At 67.8% G+C, this 16,083-nt stretch carries 19 protein-coding genes, 1 tRNA gene and 1 riboswitch; of the genes, 8 read left to right on the top strand and 12 right to left on the bottom strand.

What is annotated here, in order from left to right; translation table 11 throughout:
* Nucleotides 1-87: 87 nt before the first annotated feature.
* Both ABZS58_RS02620 and ABZS58_RS02625 read right to left on the bottom strand, forming a co-directional pair.
* Nucleotides 88-309 (bottom strand): hypothetical protein, encoded by a 222-nt coding sequence (locus ABZS58_RS02620; protein ID WP_354776831.1) that lies wholly within the window; start codon nucleotides 307-309, stop codon nucleotides 88-90.
* A 27-nt stretch (nucleotides 310-336) separates the two neighbouring features.
* Nucleotides 337-1,275 (bottom strand): hypothetical protein, encoded by a 939-nt coding sequence (locus ABZS58_RS02625; protein WP_354777444.1) that lies wholly within the window; start codon nucleotides 1,273-1,275, stop codon nucleotides 337-339.
* Here ABZS58_RS02625 and ABZS58_RS02630 point away from each other — a divergent pair.
* A complete protein-coding gene (locus tag ABZS58_RS02630; protein ID WP_354777406.1) occupies nucleotides 1,189-1,389 on the top strand; it encodes a hypothetical protein in 201 nt (66 codons plus the stop codon). The genes ABZS58_RS02625 and ABZS58_RS02630 overlap by 87 nt on opposite strands.
* A 47-nt stretch (nucleotides 1,390-1,436) precedes the next feature.
* Here the strand turns inward: ABZS58_RS02630 and ABZS58_RS02635 are convergent, their stop codons facing one another.
* Together ABZS58_RS02635 and ABZS58_RS02640 are read right to left on the bottom strand one after the other, a co-directional pair.
* Nucleotides 1,437-1,796, bottom strand: coding sequence for a hypothetical protein (locus ABZS58_RS02635; RefSeq protein ID WP_354776833.1), 360 nt, complete (start codon nucleotides 1,794-1,796; stop codon nucleotides 1,437-1,439).
* Between the two features lie 312 nt (nucleotides 1,797-2,108).
* Complete coding sequence (locus ABZS58_RS02640) at nucleotides 2,109-2,654, bottom strand: Uma2 family endonuclease (RefSeq protein ID WP_354776835.1); 546 nt, start codon at nucleotides 2,652-2,654, stop codon at nucleotides 2,109-2,111.
* A 466-nt stretch (nucleotides 2,655-3,120) separates the two neighbouring features.
* On the opposite strand from ABZS58_RS02640, the gene ABZS58_RS02645 reads away from it, so the two are divergent.
* The 3 genes from ABZS58_RS02645 to ABZS58_RS02655 all read left to right on the top strand — a co-directional run bounded on the left by ABZS58_RS02645 (nucleotide 3,121) and on the right by ABZS58_RS02655 (nucleotide 5,370).
* Nucleotides 3,121-3,492: a type II toxin-antitoxin system RelE/ParE family toxin gene (locus ABZS58_RS02645; RefSeq protein WP_354776837.1), complete on the top strand. Its 372-nt coding sequence runs from the start codon at nucleotides 3,121-3,123 to the stop codon at nucleotides 3,490-3,492.
* Between the two features lie 25 nt (nucleotides 3,493-3,517).
* Nucleotides 3,518-3,808, top strand: a complete 291-nt coding sequence (locus tag ABZS58_RS02650; RefSeq protein WP_354776839.1) for a helix-turn-helix transcriptional regulator — start codon at nucleotides 3,518-3,520, stop codon at nucleotides 3,806-3,808.
* Between the two features lie 122 nt (nucleotides 3,809-3,930).
* Entirely contained in the window at nucleotides 3,931-5,370 is a 1,440-nt protein-coding gene (locus tag ABZS58_RS02655; RefSeq protein ID WP_354776841.1) for an IS1380 family transposase, read from the top strand.
* A 296-nt stretch (nucleotides 5,371-5,666) separates the two neighbouring features.
* Here the strand turns inward: ABZS58_RS02655 and ABZS58_RS02660 are convergent.
* Nucleotides 5,667-5,740, bottom strand: a tRNA-Gly gene (locus ABZS58_RS02660).
* Nucleotides 5,741-5,749: 9 nt separating this feature from the next.
* Nucleotides 5,750-6,256 carry a pyridoxamine 5'-phosphate oxidase gene (locus ABZS58_RS02665; RefSeq protein WP_354776843.1) on the bottom strand — a complete coding sequence of 169 codons (507 nt, stop codon included), beginning with the start codon at nucleotides 6,254-6,256 and terminating at the stop codon, nucleotides 5,750-5,752.
* 66 nt (nucleotides 6,257-6,322) lie between these two features.
* Between ABZS58_RS02665 and ABZS58_RS02670 the strand changes: the two genes are divergently transcribed.
* Together ABZS58_RS02670 and dcd are read left to right on the top strand one after the other, a co-directional pair.
* The gene (locus tag ABZS58_RS02670; RefSeq protein WP_354776845.1) at nucleotides 6,323-6,775 is read left to right on the top strand and encodes a MarR family transcriptional regulator; all 453 of its coding nucleotides are present in this window, start codon (nucleotides 6,323-6,325) and stop codon (nucleotides 6,773-6,775) included.
* A 13-nt stretch (nucleotides 6,776-6,788) separates the two neighbouring features.
* Nucleotides 6,789-7,370 carry a dCTP deaminase gene (gene dcd, locus ABZS58_RS02675; protein WP_354776847.1) on the top strand — a complete coding sequence of 194 codons (582 nt, stop codon included), beginning with the start codon at nucleotides 6,789-6,791 and terminating at the stop codon, nucleotides 7,368-7,370.
* 34 nt (nucleotides 7,371-7,404) lie between these two features.
* On the opposite strand, the gene ABZS58_RS02680 is transcribed toward dcd, so the two are convergent.
* The 4 genes from ABZS58_RS02680 to ABZS58_RS02695 form a co-directional block, all read right to left on the bottom strand.
* Complete coding sequence (locus ABZS58_RS02680) at nucleotides 7,405-8,376, bottom strand: NlpC/P60 family protein (RefSeq protein WP_354776849.1); 972 nt, start codon at nucleotides 8,374-8,376, stop codon at nucleotides 7,405-7,407.
* Nucleotides 8,377-8,384: 8 nt separating this feature from the next.
* A riboswitch (cyclic di-AMP (ydaO/yuaA leader) is annotated at nucleotides 8,385-8,527 on the bottom strand.
* Nucleotides 8,528-8,634: 107 nt separating this feature from the next.
* The gene (locus ABZS58_RS02685) at nucleotides 8,635-9,312 is read right to left on the bottom strand and encodes a LamG-like jellyroll fold domain-containing protein (RefSeq protein WP_354776851.1); all 678 of its coding nucleotides are present in this window, start codon (nucleotides 9,310-9,312) and stop codon (nucleotides 8,635-8,637) included.
* A 188-nt stretch (nucleotides 9,313-9,500) separates the two neighbouring features.
* On the bottom strand, nucleotides 9,501-10,523 hold the full coding sequence (locus tag ABZS58_RS02690; RefSeq protein WP_354776853.1) for a hemolysin family protein: 1,023 nt from the start codon (nucleotides 10,521-10,523) through the stop codon (nucleotides 9,501-9,503).
* Entirely contained in the window at nucleotides 10,516-11,844 is a 1,329-nt protein-coding gene (locus tag ABZS58_RS02695) for a hemolysin family protein (protein WP_354776855.1), read from the bottom strand. Before ABZS58_RS02695 ends, ABZS58_RS02690 begins: the two co-directional genes overlap by 8 nt.
* Before the next feature lie 170 nt (nucleotides 11,845-12,014).
* Between ABZS58_RS02695 and ABZS58_RS02700 the strand changes: the two genes are divergently transcribed.
* Nucleotides 12,015-12,248 carry a hypothetical protein gene (locus ABZS58_RS02700; RefSeq protein ID WP_354776856.1) on the top strand — a complete coding sequence of 78 codons (234 nt, stop codon included), beginning with the start codon at nucleotides 12,015-12,017 and terminating at the stop codon, nucleotides 12,246-12,248.
* 28 nt (nucleotides 12,249-12,276) lie between these two features.
* On the opposite strand, the gene ABZS58_RS02705 is transcribed toward ABZS58_RS02700, so the two are convergent.
* Together ABZS58_RS02705 and ABZS58_RS02710 are read right to left on the bottom strand one after the other, a co-directional pair.
* Nucleotides 12,277-14,430: a (Fe-S)-binding protein gene (locus ABZS58_RS02705; RefSeq protein WP_354776858.1), complete on the bottom strand. Its 2,154-nt coding sequence runs from the start codon at nucleotides 14,428-14,430 to the stop codon at nucleotides 12,277-12,279.
* Between the two features lie 179 nt (nucleotides 14,431-14,609).
* A complete protein-coding gene (locus ABZS58_RS02710; RefSeq protein ID WP_354776860.1) occupies nucleotides 14,610-14,894 on the bottom strand; it encodes a cell division protein CrgA in 285 nt (94 codons plus the stop codon).
* Between the two features lie 130 nt (nucleotides 14,895-15,024).
* Here ABZS58_RS02710 and ABZS58_RS02715 point away from each other — a divergent pair, with 130 nt between their 5' ends.
* Entirely contained in the window at nucleotides 15,025-15,834 is an 810-nt protein-coding gene (locus tag ABZS58_RS02715) for a DUF881 domain-containing protein (protein WP_354776862.1), read from the top strand.
* The last annotated feature ends 249 nt before the right edge of the window (nucleotides 15,835-16,083 follow it).

Consider the following 16,083-nt stretch of genomic DNA (forward strand, 5'->3'; position numbering starts at 1 on the left):
GCGATCCAGTACGTGATCCGCACGGCGTCACGCTCCAGATGAAACCGCAGCTCACGAACTCGCGCGGATCTCGCTCCACCGAACCTCTCACCAGCGCCGCGCCCTGGTCAGCCGCTCGACCCGGAGCCCGGCCCGGACCATGAGATGCCGCTGTTCACCGTGGCTCCGGGCATGTGAGGGGCACGGCAAGGACACGAGCCTGCCGTCGCGCTGGCCGCGCCCGCCGCCGCTGGCCTGCTGCTCGACGGCCTGGTCGACGTCATCGAGGGCAAGCCGCGCAGCGGCGCGGCAGCCGATCGCCCCGCACACGACGGCCCTCGACCGCCCACGCGATCGTCACGGCGCCGCCGGGCGGTCGACCAACCTCTCCGGAAAGATCACCCGATAGGCCACCGGACTTACGATCGACCCCGGGCGTTGCTTCGCCGCCTCATCCCAGAGGTTCTGTACAGCGCCGAGAAGCATGTCAATCTGTACGGCGGCACGAGCACCACGGGACTGGCTCCGCTCCCAGTCGACCAGTCTCCAGCCACCAGCGGAGGTCCGACGTTCGGAGTTGACCAGCGGGCGAAGGCGCACCTGCATACCGTGCTCCAACGCTAAGCCGATGAGATCCAGCGAGAACTCCGCGATGAGGGCGGTAGCCTCGGGGAGCTTGGACCACTCAATGACCACAACCCGATGCCAGATCTCAGGCGGGAAGGTCGTCGCGAGATGATGGCTCTCCCCGATCGGCAGGTCCCGTAGCCTCCGCTGCGCTTCCAGCGTCTGGCCGATGTAGAGCAGCCCCCAGTGCAGCCAAACACCGTAGAGCACCGGCCCTTTGACTTCCTGCTCGGAATCTGCACTGCCGACCAGCGCCTCACCAAGACGGTGCGCGAACCGGTAGCGCAGGCGGCGCCACTCACGCGCTGCTGCTTCGTCGGAGGTGAGCACATGCAGTGCGCGTTGCCACTCCACGAAAGCTGACGACGAGCCGACGGGGTCATCTTCGATGATATGCGCACTCCGCGTGGTAGGGCACTTGCGAGCACGATAGGCCGAACCCGCCGCCGCGCCGGCCGATGCCGGCGCTCGCGCCGCCAGCAGGCCGAACGCGAACGGCGCGGCCCGCGTAGCGGGCCACTTGACGAGTACGCCGAGAAGGGTCCGAACGGGCTGCTCTTCGTCGGGCCGAAGGGCGGGCCGCTGCGCCGGTCGAATTTCCAGGACCACTGGACGAAGGCCCTCACAGCGGTCGGCGTCGAGAGGCTGCACTTCCACGACCTCCGCCACACCGGGAACACCTGGGCGCCGAGACCGGCGCAACCCTGCGCGACCTCATGGATCGATGGGACACGCCACAACCCGCGCCGCGCTCATTTACCTGCACAAGTCGGCGGGCCGTGACCAGGTCATCGCCGACCGGCTCAGCCAGATGATCGAGCAGGGTCGGTCTACGTCTCCGGTGGCAGCGGACTGATCGGGACGTACGACAGCGCCCAGCGGGTGAGGCGGAGCAACGCCTGTCCGTCAACGTCCGGCAGTTGATCGAAGTCTTCGGGAAGGAGGTCGAGCGAGAAGTGTTCGACCTCCCTGCCCGCCACCCGGACCACGATCAGGCAGCGGTAGGACGGCTGAGGGTGCGACTCCCGCAGCACCGCGTAAAGAAAGCCGGTGGCGGCGTCCGGCAGGTGCTCCACCAGCCAGTCGGCATGACGCCCCGCCCCGAGGTGCAGGCCCCACGCCTTGGCGGTCAGGTCGATCAGTTCTTGCTTGGTGATGCGCTTGATGGCGTCCGGCACGTCGAACTGCACTCGCGAAGGGTATCCGCGCACGACCAAGGGGCACGCAGCGGGCACGCTCACCCGACAGAGATCGAAATGACGACGGCCCAGGGGTGGCGATCATGTCGTCTACCTGGGCGGAGCGTTTGGAGCGGGCGAAGGGAATCGAACCCTCACTGTCAGCTTGGGAACTGCACAGATCAGTCCGGCTCACCCAGGTCAGGTGCTCGACCACACGGCATAGACCGGCCTGGAGCGACCTCGCTGAGCCTGCCGTAATGGCACGCTAATGGCACGTCGGCGCGGCCGGCCAGCATCCCGCCTCGGCGCCGACCTCCCACATCACACGTCTGGGATCGTGGTCAACAGCCAGGCGAGGGGCTGCGGGTCACCCGCAGTGGCATATTCCGCTGCTTCGACGTCCAGATCCAGCCGGTGAACGGTGTTGCCTGCGTCCCGCTCAACGATCCAGTAGTGCGGAATGCCGACCTTTGCGTATTCGACCTTCTTCGTCACTCGATCGGCAATCTCGGATCCCCTGGAAACAACCTCTACTGCCAGGAGCAGGCCGTCCGTGCCCGCGTAGCTCGAGCGCGCCCGCCGCGGAGGCCGACCCTCGGCCCAAACCGAAAGGTCTGGCACTCGCCCGCCGCCCACGTCAATGCCGCAATCGACAACGACCTGCTCCGGACCGTATCCATTGGTCAGGAACCAGGCGAAGATCCGCGTCACGAGCAGCGCGTGATCGGGGTCCGCTGGCGGCATGACGGACAACACTCCCTCGGGGCTGAGCTCGTAGCGGTGGTTTTCGTCGGCAGCAGCCATCGCGGCCAGGTCATCCAAGGTGACCTGGGCCGGCATCTCAGCACCCACAGTCGCGGCACTCATCCCGACTCCTCTACATAGTGCAACCCGAGGCTACCGCAGCGAGGGCAAGAGTCAGCCCTGCAGCATCCGACGCGAGACCCCAACCAGCCGGAGCGCTGCCACCCGCAAGCACCACTTCGAACCGCCATCAGGAAGACGGGGGTGAAGATGACGTGATGCGGCCGGCCACGACGGTGGGTGACCACAGATCGTGGGGTCTGGGGCTCGGGCCCCAGGAGGAATGCGAAATCCCCCTGGTTCGCGCTCTGACGCGAACAGGGGGACCCCGGGATTGAGCGGGTGAAGGGAATCGAACCCTCACTGTCAGCTTGGGAACCGTACAAGTCTCCCCGGCCGAACTCGCCAACCTCCAGGTCACGCCTGCCGCGAACGGCCTGGAGCGGCCAGCCTTCGCCTGGGCTAATGGCCCGCTAATGGCCCGGAGACAGCTTGCCGGATATACCAAGAACGGTATACCTTTCGAAGGGTGAGACGCTACGTCATCGAGCTGGAGCCAGAGGTCCGGGACTGGCTCGAAACTTTGCGGCTCACCGAGTACGCCAAGGTCGAAGCGATGGCTGACATCCTCGCCGAGCGCGCTGAGACGCTCGGCGAACCCTACTCACGCCACCTCGGCGGCAAGACCCGCGAGCTGCGGTTCCACCTCGACAGGTCAGCCGTCCGTGTCAGCTACTGGCTCGCGCCGCAGACGCGGGTCGTGCTGCTGACTGTGTTCCGCAAGTCCCGCCAGGTCGAGCGCGCCGAGGTCATGCGAGCCATCGCCGCTCAGCAGACGTGCGAGCTCGGACACGAGGACCATGCGCCGGCGACGGAGATCTTCGAGCGAAAATGGCAATGAAGCACAACGGAAGGGCGGAAGGATCATGACGGCACGTCACTCTCGCTGGGAGCGCACCGGCGCCGAGCAACACAACGCCGCCTACGAAGAGGCACGGGCAGCACTCCTGCTCGGCCAGATGGTCTACGACCGCCGCACCGAACTCGGCCTCACCCAAGGCGAACTCGCCGAACGCGCCGGCATGACTCAGCCCCAGTTGTCCCGCCTGGAGTCGGGCGGCGCCACACCCACCGTGCCTCTGCTGGCAAGACTCGCCGCCGCACTGGACGCCGAGCTCGACATCACCTTCAAGCCTCACCGCGACGCTGCCGCCTGAGCCCTGATCCACCGATGATATTGATGTGACGGAGGCGTCTCGGACGCGACAATGCCCCCGCGAGCTGGAAAGATAGAGGTTCTTGAGGCATCTATCGTCCGGTTCGAGAGGGCACCGTCAGGGTGAGAATATCGCATGGCGCGGCGCGGCTGCGCGCATCGTTCGATGATCCGAATCTGGTGTCGTGCGCTGGGCTGGCGCCGGTCTTGGCCCTCGCGCGGCGGTGTGACCTGCACGGGGTCGTTGCTGCCCGGCTGCGGGTGCCGACGGACAAGGGGTCCAACGCGTCGGGGAAGGTCGCCACGATCGTGGCGGGCATGGTAACCGGCGCCGACTCGATCGACGACCTGGACGTGCTGCGCCACGGCGGTATGCCGGTCCTGTTCGACAGCGTGTACGCGCCTTCGACGCTGGGGTCGTTCCTGCGGACGTTCACCCACGGCCATGTCCGGCAGTTGCAGGCCGCGGGACGGCAGTTCCTGGTCCGGCTGGCCGGGCAGGCACCGTTGCTGACCGGCGCCGACGCGGTCACGTTCGTCGACGTCGACTCGCTGCTGCGCAGGGTCTACGGCAAGCAGAAACAGGGCGCCGCGTTCGGTCACGCCAAGATCGGCGGATACCAGGTCCTGCTGCGGGGCCTGAACCCGCTGATCGCCACGATCAGCACCCCGGACGCGGCACCGGTGATCGCCGCGACCCAGCTGCGCGCCGGCAACGCCGGCTCAGCCCGCGGCGCGGCAGCCCTGGTCGCCGAAGCCGTCGCCACGACCAAGGCCGTCCTGGCGGCGCAGTCCACCACCACGGCCACCACCACGGCGTCGCCCGCAACGGCGGTACCGAGCGAGATCGTGGTCCGTGCAGACTCAGCGTTCTACTCCCGGACGGTGATCACCGCCTGCCGCCGCGGCCGGGTGCGGTTCTCCGTCACCGTCCGCATCGACGCCAAGGTGCGGCGGGCGATCGCCGCGATCGGCGAGGACGCCTGGACCGAAATCCGTTACCCACAGCCGGTCTGGGACGACGACCAGCAGCGGTTCATCTCCCGCGCGCAGATCGCCGAGACCACCTACACCGCGTTCGAAGGCACCCGCCACGAAGTCACCGCCCGGCTCATCGCACGCCGCGTCCCGGACCTCAACAAATCCACAGTGGACGATCAGGGTGAGCTCTTCACCGTCTGGCGTTACCACGCCGCGTTCACCGACAGCCCGTACGTCCTCGTCCAGGCCGAAGCCCAGCACCGCGGCCACGCCATCATCGAACAGGTCTTCGCCGAACTCATCGACGGACCCCTCGCCCACCTACCATCGGGCCGGTTCAACGCCAACAACGCCTGGCTGGCCTGCATCGCCATCGCCCACAACCTGACCCGCGCCGCCGCCACCCTCGCCGGACGACCCCACGCCACAGCCCGCGCCGCCACCATCCGCAGACACCTCATCAACATCGCCGGCCGGATCAGCCGCCACGCCCGCGAACTCACCATCCACCTGCCGCAACACTGGCCCTGGCAACACAACTGGCTACGCCTGTTCACCAACGCACACGCCCCACCCACCTGACCATCCACAGGACAGACACACGCAGCCGACGCCGGCCACCCCCCAGCACCAGACCCACCGAGCCACCGAGCGCACCGACAAACCGGCCGGTCACCCCCACACGCCCCGATCAACACTCCAAGATCATGAACTGACATCAGCACAGCGTCGAAATTTCATCGGTGGATCAGGGCTGAGTCGCATCAGGACAGCTGACAGTTGAGCCAATGGCACGCTAATGGCCCGCGGTGGGTTTCGAGTGACCAGACATGCAAGAGGCCCTGGCTGGACATATGTCCTGACCAGGGCCTTTGTCGTGGAGCGGGTGAAGGGAATCGAACCCTCACTGTCAGCTTGGGAAGCTGATGTTCTGCCATTGAACTACACCCGCGAGCGACGCCTACTGTACCGAATCCGCGGGCGTCGTGCACGGACCATTCCGGCGGGCTCTGGGAACTCGGGCTAAGCGGTCGCGCCAGAGGGTCCTGGTGGAGGTGAGGGGGGAGTCGCGTTGGACGATCATCGCTACCTCGATGGTGAGGGCGTAGAGCTTCCAGTCCACGCGTTGGGCCGCTCGCATCTGCAGGGCGAGGGAGGCCACGACCAGGGGATCCATGACCGGGGCAGCGTGGCCTGAGAGATACGCCTCGTCGGAGGTGTCTTCGGCGGGGAAGCTGTGCAGCGCGTAGCGGCCGTCCCGGTCCAGGTCGTGGCGCTTCGGGGAGGGGAGGATGAAGCAGTAGAGGCCCTCGTCGGTGATGACGGGCATCACGGGGTGGACGCGGGGTCCTCCGTCGGGGCGGATGGTGGCCAGGTAGCCCATGCCCGGGCCGTACTGACAGATCAGGGTGCGGATGGCCGTCGCCAGGAGGGGCTCGGCCGCGGAGAATGAAGCCCACGTCGCCATGCCTCCAAGTTACTCGTACACGTGTACGAAAAGTGTGTGATTCCACGAATGAAGGACAATGGTCCGGTGGGTGACACCGACGCGCTGATCGACCTCCTCAGGAAGTTCAACCTCGAGGCAGACCGGTTCGTCGAGGTGTTCACGCGGGCGCACGGGTTGCACCGCACGGATATGAACGCGGTGGCGTACATCTGGCGGGCAACGGAGGAGGACACGCCGCTCACGCCCGGGGAGCTGGCCAGGACGCTGAGGTTGAGCCCGGCGGCGACGACGGCGCTGCTCGACCGGCTCGAGCGGGCCGGCCATGTCGAGCGGCGGCACGACCTGGCGGATCGGCGTCGGGTACACCTCGTGATGCAGCCGTCGGCGAAGGACCTGGCGCAGGCGTTCTTCGCGCCGCTGGGGCGGCACATGCGCGGGGCGCTGGAGGAGTTCGACGAGGAGGAGCTAGCGATCACTACCAAGGTCCTCAGAAAGATCAACGAGGCGACCGCGAAGGCCACTGAAGAGGCGGCGTAATAGGGTCACAGACGTGCTGCTCTCCGACCGTGACCTGACAAAAGAGCTCGCCGACGGCCAACTCCGGCTGGAGCCCTTCGAAAAAGACCTGGTCCAGCCGTCGAGCATCGACGTGCGGCTCGACCGCTGGTTCCGGGTGTTCAACAACCACCTGTACACCCACATCGACCCGGCGACGCAGCAGGACGATCTCACCGCGATGGTCGAGGTCGAGGACGGGCAGCCGTTCGTGCTGCACCCGGGGGAGTTCGTGCTCGCCTCGACGCTCGAGGTGATCAGCCTCGGCGATCAGCTGGCCGGCCGGCTGGAGGGCAAGTCGAGCCTCGGGCGGCTCGGGCTGCTGACGCACTCGACCGCGGGGTTCATCGACCCGGGGTTCTCCGGGCACGTGACGCTCGAGCTGTCCAATGTGGCCAACCTGCCGATCATGCTCTGGCCGGGGATGAAAATCGGGCAGCTGTGCATCTTCCGGCTGTCGAGCCCGTCAGAGCATCCCTACGGGTCCGCGGTCTACGGCAGCAGGTACCAGGGCCAGCGCGGCCCGACGGCGAGCCGCTCCTATCAGAACTGGCGCACCTGGCCCACAACGACGTAAGGGGGCCGAAGCCCCCCTTGGTCGAAACCGGAAACTAGCCCACTCTGCCGTATCCCGCGATCGGCGCACTGTCGATCTTCTTCATGCGGACCACGTCGCCGCTGGTCGGGGCGTGGACCATCCAGCCGCCGCCGACATACAGGCCGACGTGGTGCAGGTCGCTGTAGAAGAAGACCAGGTCGCCGGCCTTCAGGTCGGCGCGGGTGACGCGCTTCGTGTCTGAGTACTGCCACTTCGTGTAGTGGCGCAGCGTGTGGCCGGCCTGCTTCCACGCGTACAGCGTGAGGCCCGAGCAGTCGAACGTGCTGGGACCCTCGGCCGCCCACACGTACTTCTTGCCGATCTGCTGGCAGGCGACCTGCGCGGCCTTCGCGGCGTCGCCGCCGGAGTATTCGACCGGGCAGGCGACGGGGCGCAGCTCGCCGGTCGCGCCGCCGGACCCATACGCCTTGGTGCGCATGTCGTTGAGCTGCTTGATCTCGGCGTTGATGGTGGTCTCTTTGGCCGCCATCTCGGCCTCGGCGGCCTTCTGCGTGGCGATCAGGTCGTCGAGCGGCTTCTTCTGGTCGTCGAGGACCTTCTTGCTGTCCATGACGTCCTTGATGCCGGCGGCCTCGTCCTTGGCCAGCATGTTGAGCATGACCAGCTGCTCGGCGAAGGTGTCCGGCGAGCCGGTCGTCATCAGCGCGTTGAAGCTGGAGACGCGGCCGGTCTTGTACTGCAGGACCGAGAACGCGCTGACCCGCAGCAGGGCGGAGTCGACCTGCGCCTGGAGCGGGTCGATCTGGTTCTTGAGTGCCGTCTGCTTCGCCAGGTTGGCCTTCAGCTCGCCCTTGAGCTGGTTGTGCTGCTCGATGATGGGCTCGACTTCATTCCACTTCTTGTCGATCTGCGCTTCGAGCTCGGCCGGGGTCGGGTCCGCCTTGGCGGCTCCGGTGATCCCGATGGCGAGCGACAGGCCGCCGAGTGTAGCGACGAGGAGCCGAACCAGACGGTTGGGCCGCATCGAGGAGATACTCCTTCTTCCAGCCGCCTACCGGGTTAGCTGACGGGTTCGGACGGGAAGGTCGTCCTACCGCGACGTGTCGCGGATTCACCCCAAATGGCGCAGGTGGGTCCCCGGTTCAAAGAAAAATTCGACTCGGCGGTGCCGTCTGGCGCGCCCGTGCTGGGCGCGGACATCCATCCGACCGGAATTCACGTTATGGCGACCGCTCCGAACGGGCAAGTCGATCCTCGATTGTTGTCCGAATTGGGCGAAAAGTCAGGCCACTCCGGCGACAAACACGTCATCAATTGCACCGATGAACTGGTCGTTGTTCGCACTGGTGCCCTTGCCACCAATACAGAGGGGATCCGGGTTCACTATGGACAGTGACGAAGGGATCGGCGATCTTCCCTTGATCCGACCGTCGACAGCCACTGTGAGCAGGGCGTCACTGCGCGAACACTCGATCTGGTGCCACCGTCCGTCGGCCACGGTCAGCGACGCGAGGGCTACATAAATGGTAGGTCCAGAAGTGCCGACAATCACACAACTGGGACGCCCCGCGGCACCGTCCACCTGCAACTTGAACTGACTGCCACCGACCGAGAACCCTTTTTGCAGCACATTGGCGCCCTTGGAAGTCTCATCCGGCGCTACGAGCACACTGGCGCCATAGGTGAACGCGCCCTGTCCCGGATTGAGGAATTCCGCGGGGCCGCTCTGCAGGATGGCACGTGCACAACTCTCCGCACCGTAATGCTCACACGGCTGCGGAAATCGCACCGCGAGTCCGCCGTTGTGCGGCACCGTCGACAGGTCCCCGCCGGCCTTGCGGACCCGCAGCGGCAGCCGGCCCGCACCGTCCAGGACTGGACCGATGATGCCGCTGTCGAAGGAGTACCGGATGCCGGTCGCCCGATGCGCGGCGGCCGCCGCCGAGGACGGCTGGACCACCGCGGTCGGTGCGGCGGAGACCGAGGCACGACCGGAGGACGGCCGGGCGGAGGGCGTCTCGGCAGGCACTCGACGAGCCGCGCAGCCACTGGCCGCGACCACCGAGGCAAGCGCAAGTAGAACGGGGGGCCACATACGCATAACCGGACATTATGCCGAAATGCGGATGCTGAAATCGCGGCAAAACCCTAAAGAGGGACAGCCTGCTCGCCGCCGACGACCGCGGTGAGGACGTCGTCGAGGGTGACCACGCCGATCGGCACGCGCCCGTCGCTCACGAGGACGATGTGCTGTCGCTCCCGGCGCATCGCGAGCAGCAGCTCGGCCAGGGTCCGGGTCGGCGGCACGATGCCGAGCGGTCGGATCAGGTCGAGCGGGATCGGGGCGCGCCGCTGCGGGCCGACGAAACCGATGACGTCCTTGACGTGCACGAAGCCCAGCACGCGCCGGGACGCCCGATCGACGACCGGGAATCGGGACCGGTTGGTGCGGGTCGCGAGGACCTCCAGTGACGCCGGCGAGACGTCCTCCGCCACGGTCGTGATCTCCGACCAGAGCCGCAGCGCGTCGCGGGCCGTGCGCTGGCTCAGCGCGAGCGCGCCGGCGATCCGGGCGTGCTCCTCGGGTGCCAGCAGGCCCTGCGTGGTGGCCTGGGCGGCGAGCCCGGCGAGCTCCTCGGCGGTGAAGACGGTCTTCACCGAGCCGGTCGTCTCGATCCGCCACAGCGACAGGATCGTGCGGGACGCCCACTTCATGGCGACCAGGACCGGCTTGAAGACCATGCAGAAGGCGAGCATCGGCGGGCCGAGCCACAGCACCGCGCGCTCCGGCGAGGCGAGGGTCAGGTTCTTGGGGACCATCTCACCGACGACGGTGTGCGCGAACACGACCACCCCGAGCGCCAGGATGAAGGCCACGGGATGGATCAGCTGCTCCGGTACGTGCAGCGCCTCGAACGGCCCTTCCAGCCCGTGGGCGAGCGCGGGTTCGGCCAGTGCGCCGAGGCCGAGCGAGCAGATCGTGACGCCGAGCTGCGCACCCGCGATCATCAGCGGGATCTCGCTCATCGCCCGCAGCGCGGTGCGGGCGCGCCGCGACGTGGCGGCCATCGGCTCGATCACCGTGCGCCGTGACGCGATCAGCGCGAACTCGCTCGCGACGAAGAACCCGTTGCCCAGCAGCAGCAGTACCGTGATCAGCAGTTCACTCATCGAAGGCCTCCGGGCGCACGACGCGCACCTGCTCGATCCGGCGCCGCTCGACCTCCACGACGGTGAACTCCCAGCCGTCCTCTTTCCAGATCTCCCCGACGGTGGGGATGCGGCCCAGCCGGGCCATCAGGAAGCCGGCGAGCGTCTCATATGGGCCTTCGGGCATCCGGAAGCCGGTCACCTCGGCCAGCTCGTCCTCCCGCAGCACGCCGTCGACGAGCAGGGTGCGCTCGTCGCCGGGGGCGGTGAGGTCGGGCATGCCGTGCGCGGTGGTCGGCTCCTCCTCGATGTCGTGCTCGTCGACGATCTCGCCGACGAGCTCCTCGACAAGGTCCTCGACGGTGACGACGCCGTCCGTGCCGCCGTATTCGTCGACGACGATCGCGAAGTCGGAGCCGCCGCGGCGCAGTGCCTGTAGGACGCCGTCGAGGTCGAGGCTCTCCGGCACGAACACCGGCTCGCGGGCGACGGCGCCGACCTTGGTGGTGGGCCGGCGCACCGGCGGCACCCCCAGCGCGTCGGTGACCGTCACCACGCCGGTGACCTGGTCGAGGGTCTGCACGTAGATCGGGAAGCGGCTGTACCCCGTCTGCACGGACGTGGCGAGGAGGTCGGCGACGGTGGCGTCGGCACGCAGCGAGATGACGTCGACGCGCGGGGTCATCGCCTCGGCGGCCCGCTTGTCGCCGAAGCGGATGGTGCGCTGCAGCAGCACCGCGGTCTCGCGCGGCAGGGCGCCGGCGCGGGCGGAGATCGCCGCGAGCAGGCCGAGCTCCTCCGGCGACCGGGCGCTGGCCAGCTCCTCCTGCGGCTCGACGCCGAAGCGGCGCACGACCCAGTTGGCGGAGTCGTTGAGCAGGCGGATCAGCCAGGAGAACAGCTTGGAGAACGTGCGCTGCGGGCCGGCGGTCGCCCGGGCCACCGGCATCGGCTTGGCGAGTGCGGCGTTCTTCGGCACGAGCTCGCCGAAGAGCATCGACAGCAGGGTGGCCAGGATCAGTGCGGCGACGTGGGCGGCGCCCTTGGTCACCGTCCCGAAGACCGGCTTCAGCAGCGGCTCGAAGAGGTGCGCCAGGGCGGGCTCGGCGAGATAGCCGGCGAGCAGGGCGGTGATGGTGATGCCGAGCTGCGCGCCGGACAGCTGAAACGACAGCTCCCGCAGCGCCAGCCGGACGGTGCGCGCCTTGCGGTCACCGGCGCTGGCCTGCTGCTCGATCTCCGCTCGGTCGACGGTGACCAGGGCGAACTCGGCCGCGACGAAGCCTGCGTTCGCCGCGGTGAGCAGCGCGAAGGCCAGCAGGGGCAACAGGGTGGTGAACACGCGAGCGCGACGATCCCTTCAAGGTGACAGCCGATTGTTCCACGTGAACCCACACTCCGCTGACGGTGACCACCCTCACATCGAGAGGCGTAGATCACCCTCCCTCTTTCGGGGGCTTCTCGCCTTCCCTGGCAGCGCGGATGCTGTGGAAACGACGCAAGGAGGGCGGAATGGGAGCGGCACTGATCGGTGTCTGCATTGCAGTCGTCGCCGGGTTCGCCGCCGGCAGCGCGAACATGAAGGCGAGGCGGGCCCGGCTGGACTACACCCGCACGAAGGCGCTCGTGCCGACCGCTCGCAAGGCGGCGGTGGGCGAGACGCTGCGCGGCCTCCGGGTGATCGCGACGGCAGCGGCGGTCCTGGTCGCGCTGGCGATGGCGATGAACGTCATCGGCCAGCGCTGACCACGATAGAAGCTAAAAGTCCGTTTTGTCAAGAATCCTTGGACGCCAGCGACCGCAGCAGGACGGACGCGACATCAACGACCTCGACGTCCTCCGGAGCGGCGCCGGCCGCCTTCTTGCCGGTCACGCCGTCGCCGAGCATCGTCAGGCAGAACGGGCAGGCGACGGCCACGGTCTTCGCACCGGTGGACAGCGCCTCCTCGACGCGCTCGACGTTGATGCGCTTGCCGATCCGCTCCTCCATCCACATGCGCGCGCCGCCGGCGCCGCAGCAGAACGAGCGCTCCGCGAACCGGTCCATCTCCACCAGCCCGGCGTCCTCCTGCCTGGCGGTGTCCGCGACGGCGCCCAGAACCTCGCGCGGCGGGGCGAAGACCCGGTTGTGCCGGCCCAGGTAGCAGGGATCGTGGTAGGTGATGGCGCCGTCGAGCGGCTGGACCGGGGTCAGCTTGCCCGAGGAGACCAGCTGCGCGAGGAGCTGCGTGTGGTGGATGACCTCGAAGTGGCCGCCGAGCTGGCCGTACTCGTTGGCGAGGGTGTTGAAGCAGTGCGGGCAGGTCGCGACGATCTTCTTGACGCCGGCCTCGTTGAGCGTCTCGACGTTCTGCTGCGCCAGCATCTGGAAGACGAACTCGTTGCCGATGCGGCGGGCCGGGTCGCCGGTGCAGGTCTCGCCCTGGCCGAGGATCGCGAACGACACGCCGGCCTCGTTGAGCAGGGTGGCGACGGCGCGGGTCGTCTTCTTCGCGCGGTCCTCGAAGGCGCCGGCGCAGCCGACCCAGAACAGGTACTCGAAGTCGCCGCCGTCGGCCACGTTGGGCACGTCGAAACCGAGACCCTTGGTCCAGTCGTCGCGGGTGGACTGGGCCGCGCCCCACGGGTTGCCCTTGTTCTCGAGGTTGCGGAGCATGACGCCCGCCTCGGTCGGGAAGTTGGACTCGATGAGCACCTGGTAGCGGCGCATGTCGACGATGTGGTCGACGTGCTCGATGTCGACGGGGCACTGCTCGACGCAGGCGCCGCAGGTGGTGCACGACCACAGCACGTCGGGGTCGATGACCCCGTTCTCGTCGGCGCCGCCGATGAGCGGACGGTCCTTCTCGGCGAGCGCGAGGACGTCGACCTTGGCCAGCGCCTCCTCGGTGGCGGTCGAGCCGCCGGCCAGCAGGTAGGGCGCCTTGGCGTAGGCGTGGTCGCGCAGGCTCAGGATCAGCAGCTTCGGCGACAGCGGCTTGCCGGTGTTCCAGGCCGGGCACTGCGACTGGCACCGCCCGCACTCGGTGCAGGTGGAGAAGTCGAGCATGCCCTTCCATGTGAACTGCTCGACCTCGGCGACGCCGAACTGGTCCTTGTCCGGGTCGGCCTCCTCGAAGTCGAGCGGCTCGCCCTTGCTCATCATCGGGCGCAGCCCGCCGAGGCCGGAGCCGGCACCGCCCGGCTTGCGCTTGAAGTAGATGTTGAAGAACGCGAGGAAGCGGTGCCAGGCGACGCCCATCGTGATGTTGCTGGCGATCACGATGACCCAGGTCATCGAGACGATGATCTTCACCATGGCGATGAGGCTGACGGCGGCGGCGCTCGCGGGCAGCAGGGCACCGAGGCCGTGGCTGACCGGCGCGGCCCACACAGGCCATTCGAGGGTGTCGTTGGCGGCCTTGAAGCCACGGATGAAGAAGCCGCAGAGCAGCACCGCGAGGATGGTGTACTCGACGTAGTAGGCCTGCCACATCGTCGACCCGGTGAAGCGGGACCGTCGGTTGGGATTGCCCGGCAGGTTGCGCAGGCGGATGCCGATCAGGACCAGGATGCCGATGAAGCCGAGCACGCCGATCCACTCGGTGACCAGGCCGTAGACGTTCCAGGTGCCGATCAGCGGCAGGCCGTGGTCGGGGATGGCGACCTCGAAGTACGCCTCGAGCACCAGCGACGACAGCGCCAGGAACGCGATCATGACGAACCAGTGCGCCGCGCCGACGACGCCCCAGCGCAGCATCCTGGTGTGGCCGAGGGTCTCGGCAAGCATCGTCTTGACGCGCAGGCCCCGGGAGCCGCCGCGGGACGGATCGGGCTGACCCAGTCGCACCACAGCGATCATTCGGCGCACGGTGCGCACGACGAGCACGGTGGCCACGACGGTGATCACCGCCGCGACACTGGTCGCGATGACCTGCACTGGGCCCATGCCGATGCCTCCAACGCCGCTGGTCTTTCAGAAGACCTTAGTCCCCCTGGTTACCCATGAGTAACGTGAAGTTTGTCGCAGCAAACGCTATGACACCCTTCTCACATTGGGCCGAGATAACGCCAAGAAGCCCCTTCGGCACAAGGATGCACCGAAGGGGCTGGCAACGCAGGTCTAGATCAACGCCACTTGGAGAGCACGCCGAGCGAGGCCACGAGGAACCCGAACCCGATGGCCAGGTTCCAGTACTGCAGCTTGGCGACGGCGGAGAACGCTTCCACGTCGAAGAAGCCCTGCGTCAGGTAGTACGCGACCAACCATCCGATGCCGATCACGATGAAGCTCACCGCGAGGATCGGCACCCAGACTGGACTCGGACGGCGCTTGGCGGCCACCGTCTCCTGTGGGCGCAACTCCGCCGGCGGCGTGTACACCTTCTTCTTACGAACTGTCGACTTCGGCACGGCGCTCTCCTGGAGGGGTCGTCTGGCCAACACTATCCACGTGACGCCGCCACCTCCGCCAGCGTCGGCCTGAATAATGTTCTACGTCTAGCGTAGTCAAGTCGGCACGCGTCTGCGGGGAGGGGTCGTCGTGGAGTACACATCAGGCGGCTCCTCGTGGGCTCGCGCCCTGCGCAGGCTCGGTCGCGCTATGCTGCCCCACCCGCGCAAAGGGCAGCGTTTCGGCTGGTCAGCCGCGACGCCGCTGGTGTTCCTGACGGCCGGGCTGCTCTTCTCGCTGACGGCCAGGACGGCCGGCGGCACAGATCTTCGCGACGACCGCCGGCCCGAGCTGACGAATCTGATCGCTGAAAGAAAACAGGAAATCTCGATCGCCCGCGCCAGGGCCGCGCGGCTTCGCGGCGAGCTCGAGACCCAGCAGCAGGGGCAGGCGGGCGCGGACGGCGCCGTCGACGAGCAGCGACGCCGCGGCGAGGGCCAGCTGGCCGGCGCGGGTCTGACCGCCGTGCACGGCCCCGGGCTCGTGGTGGTGCTCGACGACGCCCCCAGGCGGCCCGACGGCAGCCGTCCGGCCGGGGCCCGCCCGGACGACCTGGTCGTCCACCAGCAGGACGTGCAGGCCGTGGTCAACGCGTTGTGGGCCGGCGGCGCCGAGGCGATGACACTCATGGGAGTCCGGGTCATCTCCACGAGCGCGGTACGCTGCGTTGGCAACACGCTGCTGCTCGACGGCCAGGTGTATTCACCCCCGTTCGAGATCGCCGCGATCGGCGACCAGGTGCGCCTCCAGCGCTCCCTCGACGACACGGAGGGAGTTGCTCTGTTCAGGGACGCCGCGGACAACTTCGGCCTGGGCTATCAGGTGCGGACGGAGGCAGACGTGCGGGCGAAGGCCTACGACGGCTCCACCGCGCTGCGGTCGGCCACGACCGGGTCCTGACGCATGAGCGACCCGCACCGTCCCCGGCATCGCGCCCTGGACCAGGACGACATCGCGACCCGGATGATCCCCCGCATCCGGGACGACCACCCACCGGCCGAGGCCGGACCCGCGGATGCCACGGCCTACATTCCGAAGTTCACGGAGCAGGCCGACGCGACCACGGTCCTTCCGAAGATTTCCGAGACGCCGAAAACGTCGGAAAATGCACTAAAAGCCACCCCCCAGGATGAACCGGACGCTACTCAG

Source organism: Dactylosporangium sp. NPDC005555, assembly GCF_040605635.1.
In the GTDB taxonomy this organism is placed as follows: domain Bacteria; phylum Actinomycetota; class Actinomycetes; order Mycobacteriales; family Micromonosporaceae; genus Dactylosporangium.

Coding starts and splice junctions, on each gene's coding strand:
- ABZS58_RS02690 (WP_354776853.1), bottom strand. CDS start 10,523: ATGAGTGAACTGCTGATCACGGTACTGCTGCTGCTGGGCAACGGGTTC.
- ABZS58_RS02665 (WP_354776843.1), bottom strand. CDS start 6,256: ATGGCGACGTGGGCTTCATTCTCCGCGGCCGAGCCCCTCCTGGCGACG.
- ABZS58_RS02640 (WP_354776835.1), bottom strand. CDS start 2,654: ATGAGTGCCGCGACTGTGGGTGCTGAGATGCCGGCCCAGGTCACCTTG.
- ABZS58_RS02680 (WP_354776849.1), bottom strand. CDS start 8,376: ATGCGGCCCAACCGTCTGGTTCGGCTCCTCGTCGCTACACTCGGCGGC.
- ABZS58_RS02705 (WP_354776858.1), bottom strand. CDS start 14,430: ATGGGCCCAGTGCAGGTCATCGCGACCAGTGTCGCGGCGGTGATCACC.
- ABZS58_RS02700 (WP_354776856.1), top strand. CDS start 12,015: ATGGGAGCGGCACTGATCGGTGTCTGCATTGCAGTCGTCGCCGGGTTC.
- ABZS58_RS02650 (WP_354776839.1), top strand. CDS start 3,518: ATGACGGCACGTCACTCTCGCTGGGAGCGCACCGGCGCCGAGCAACAC.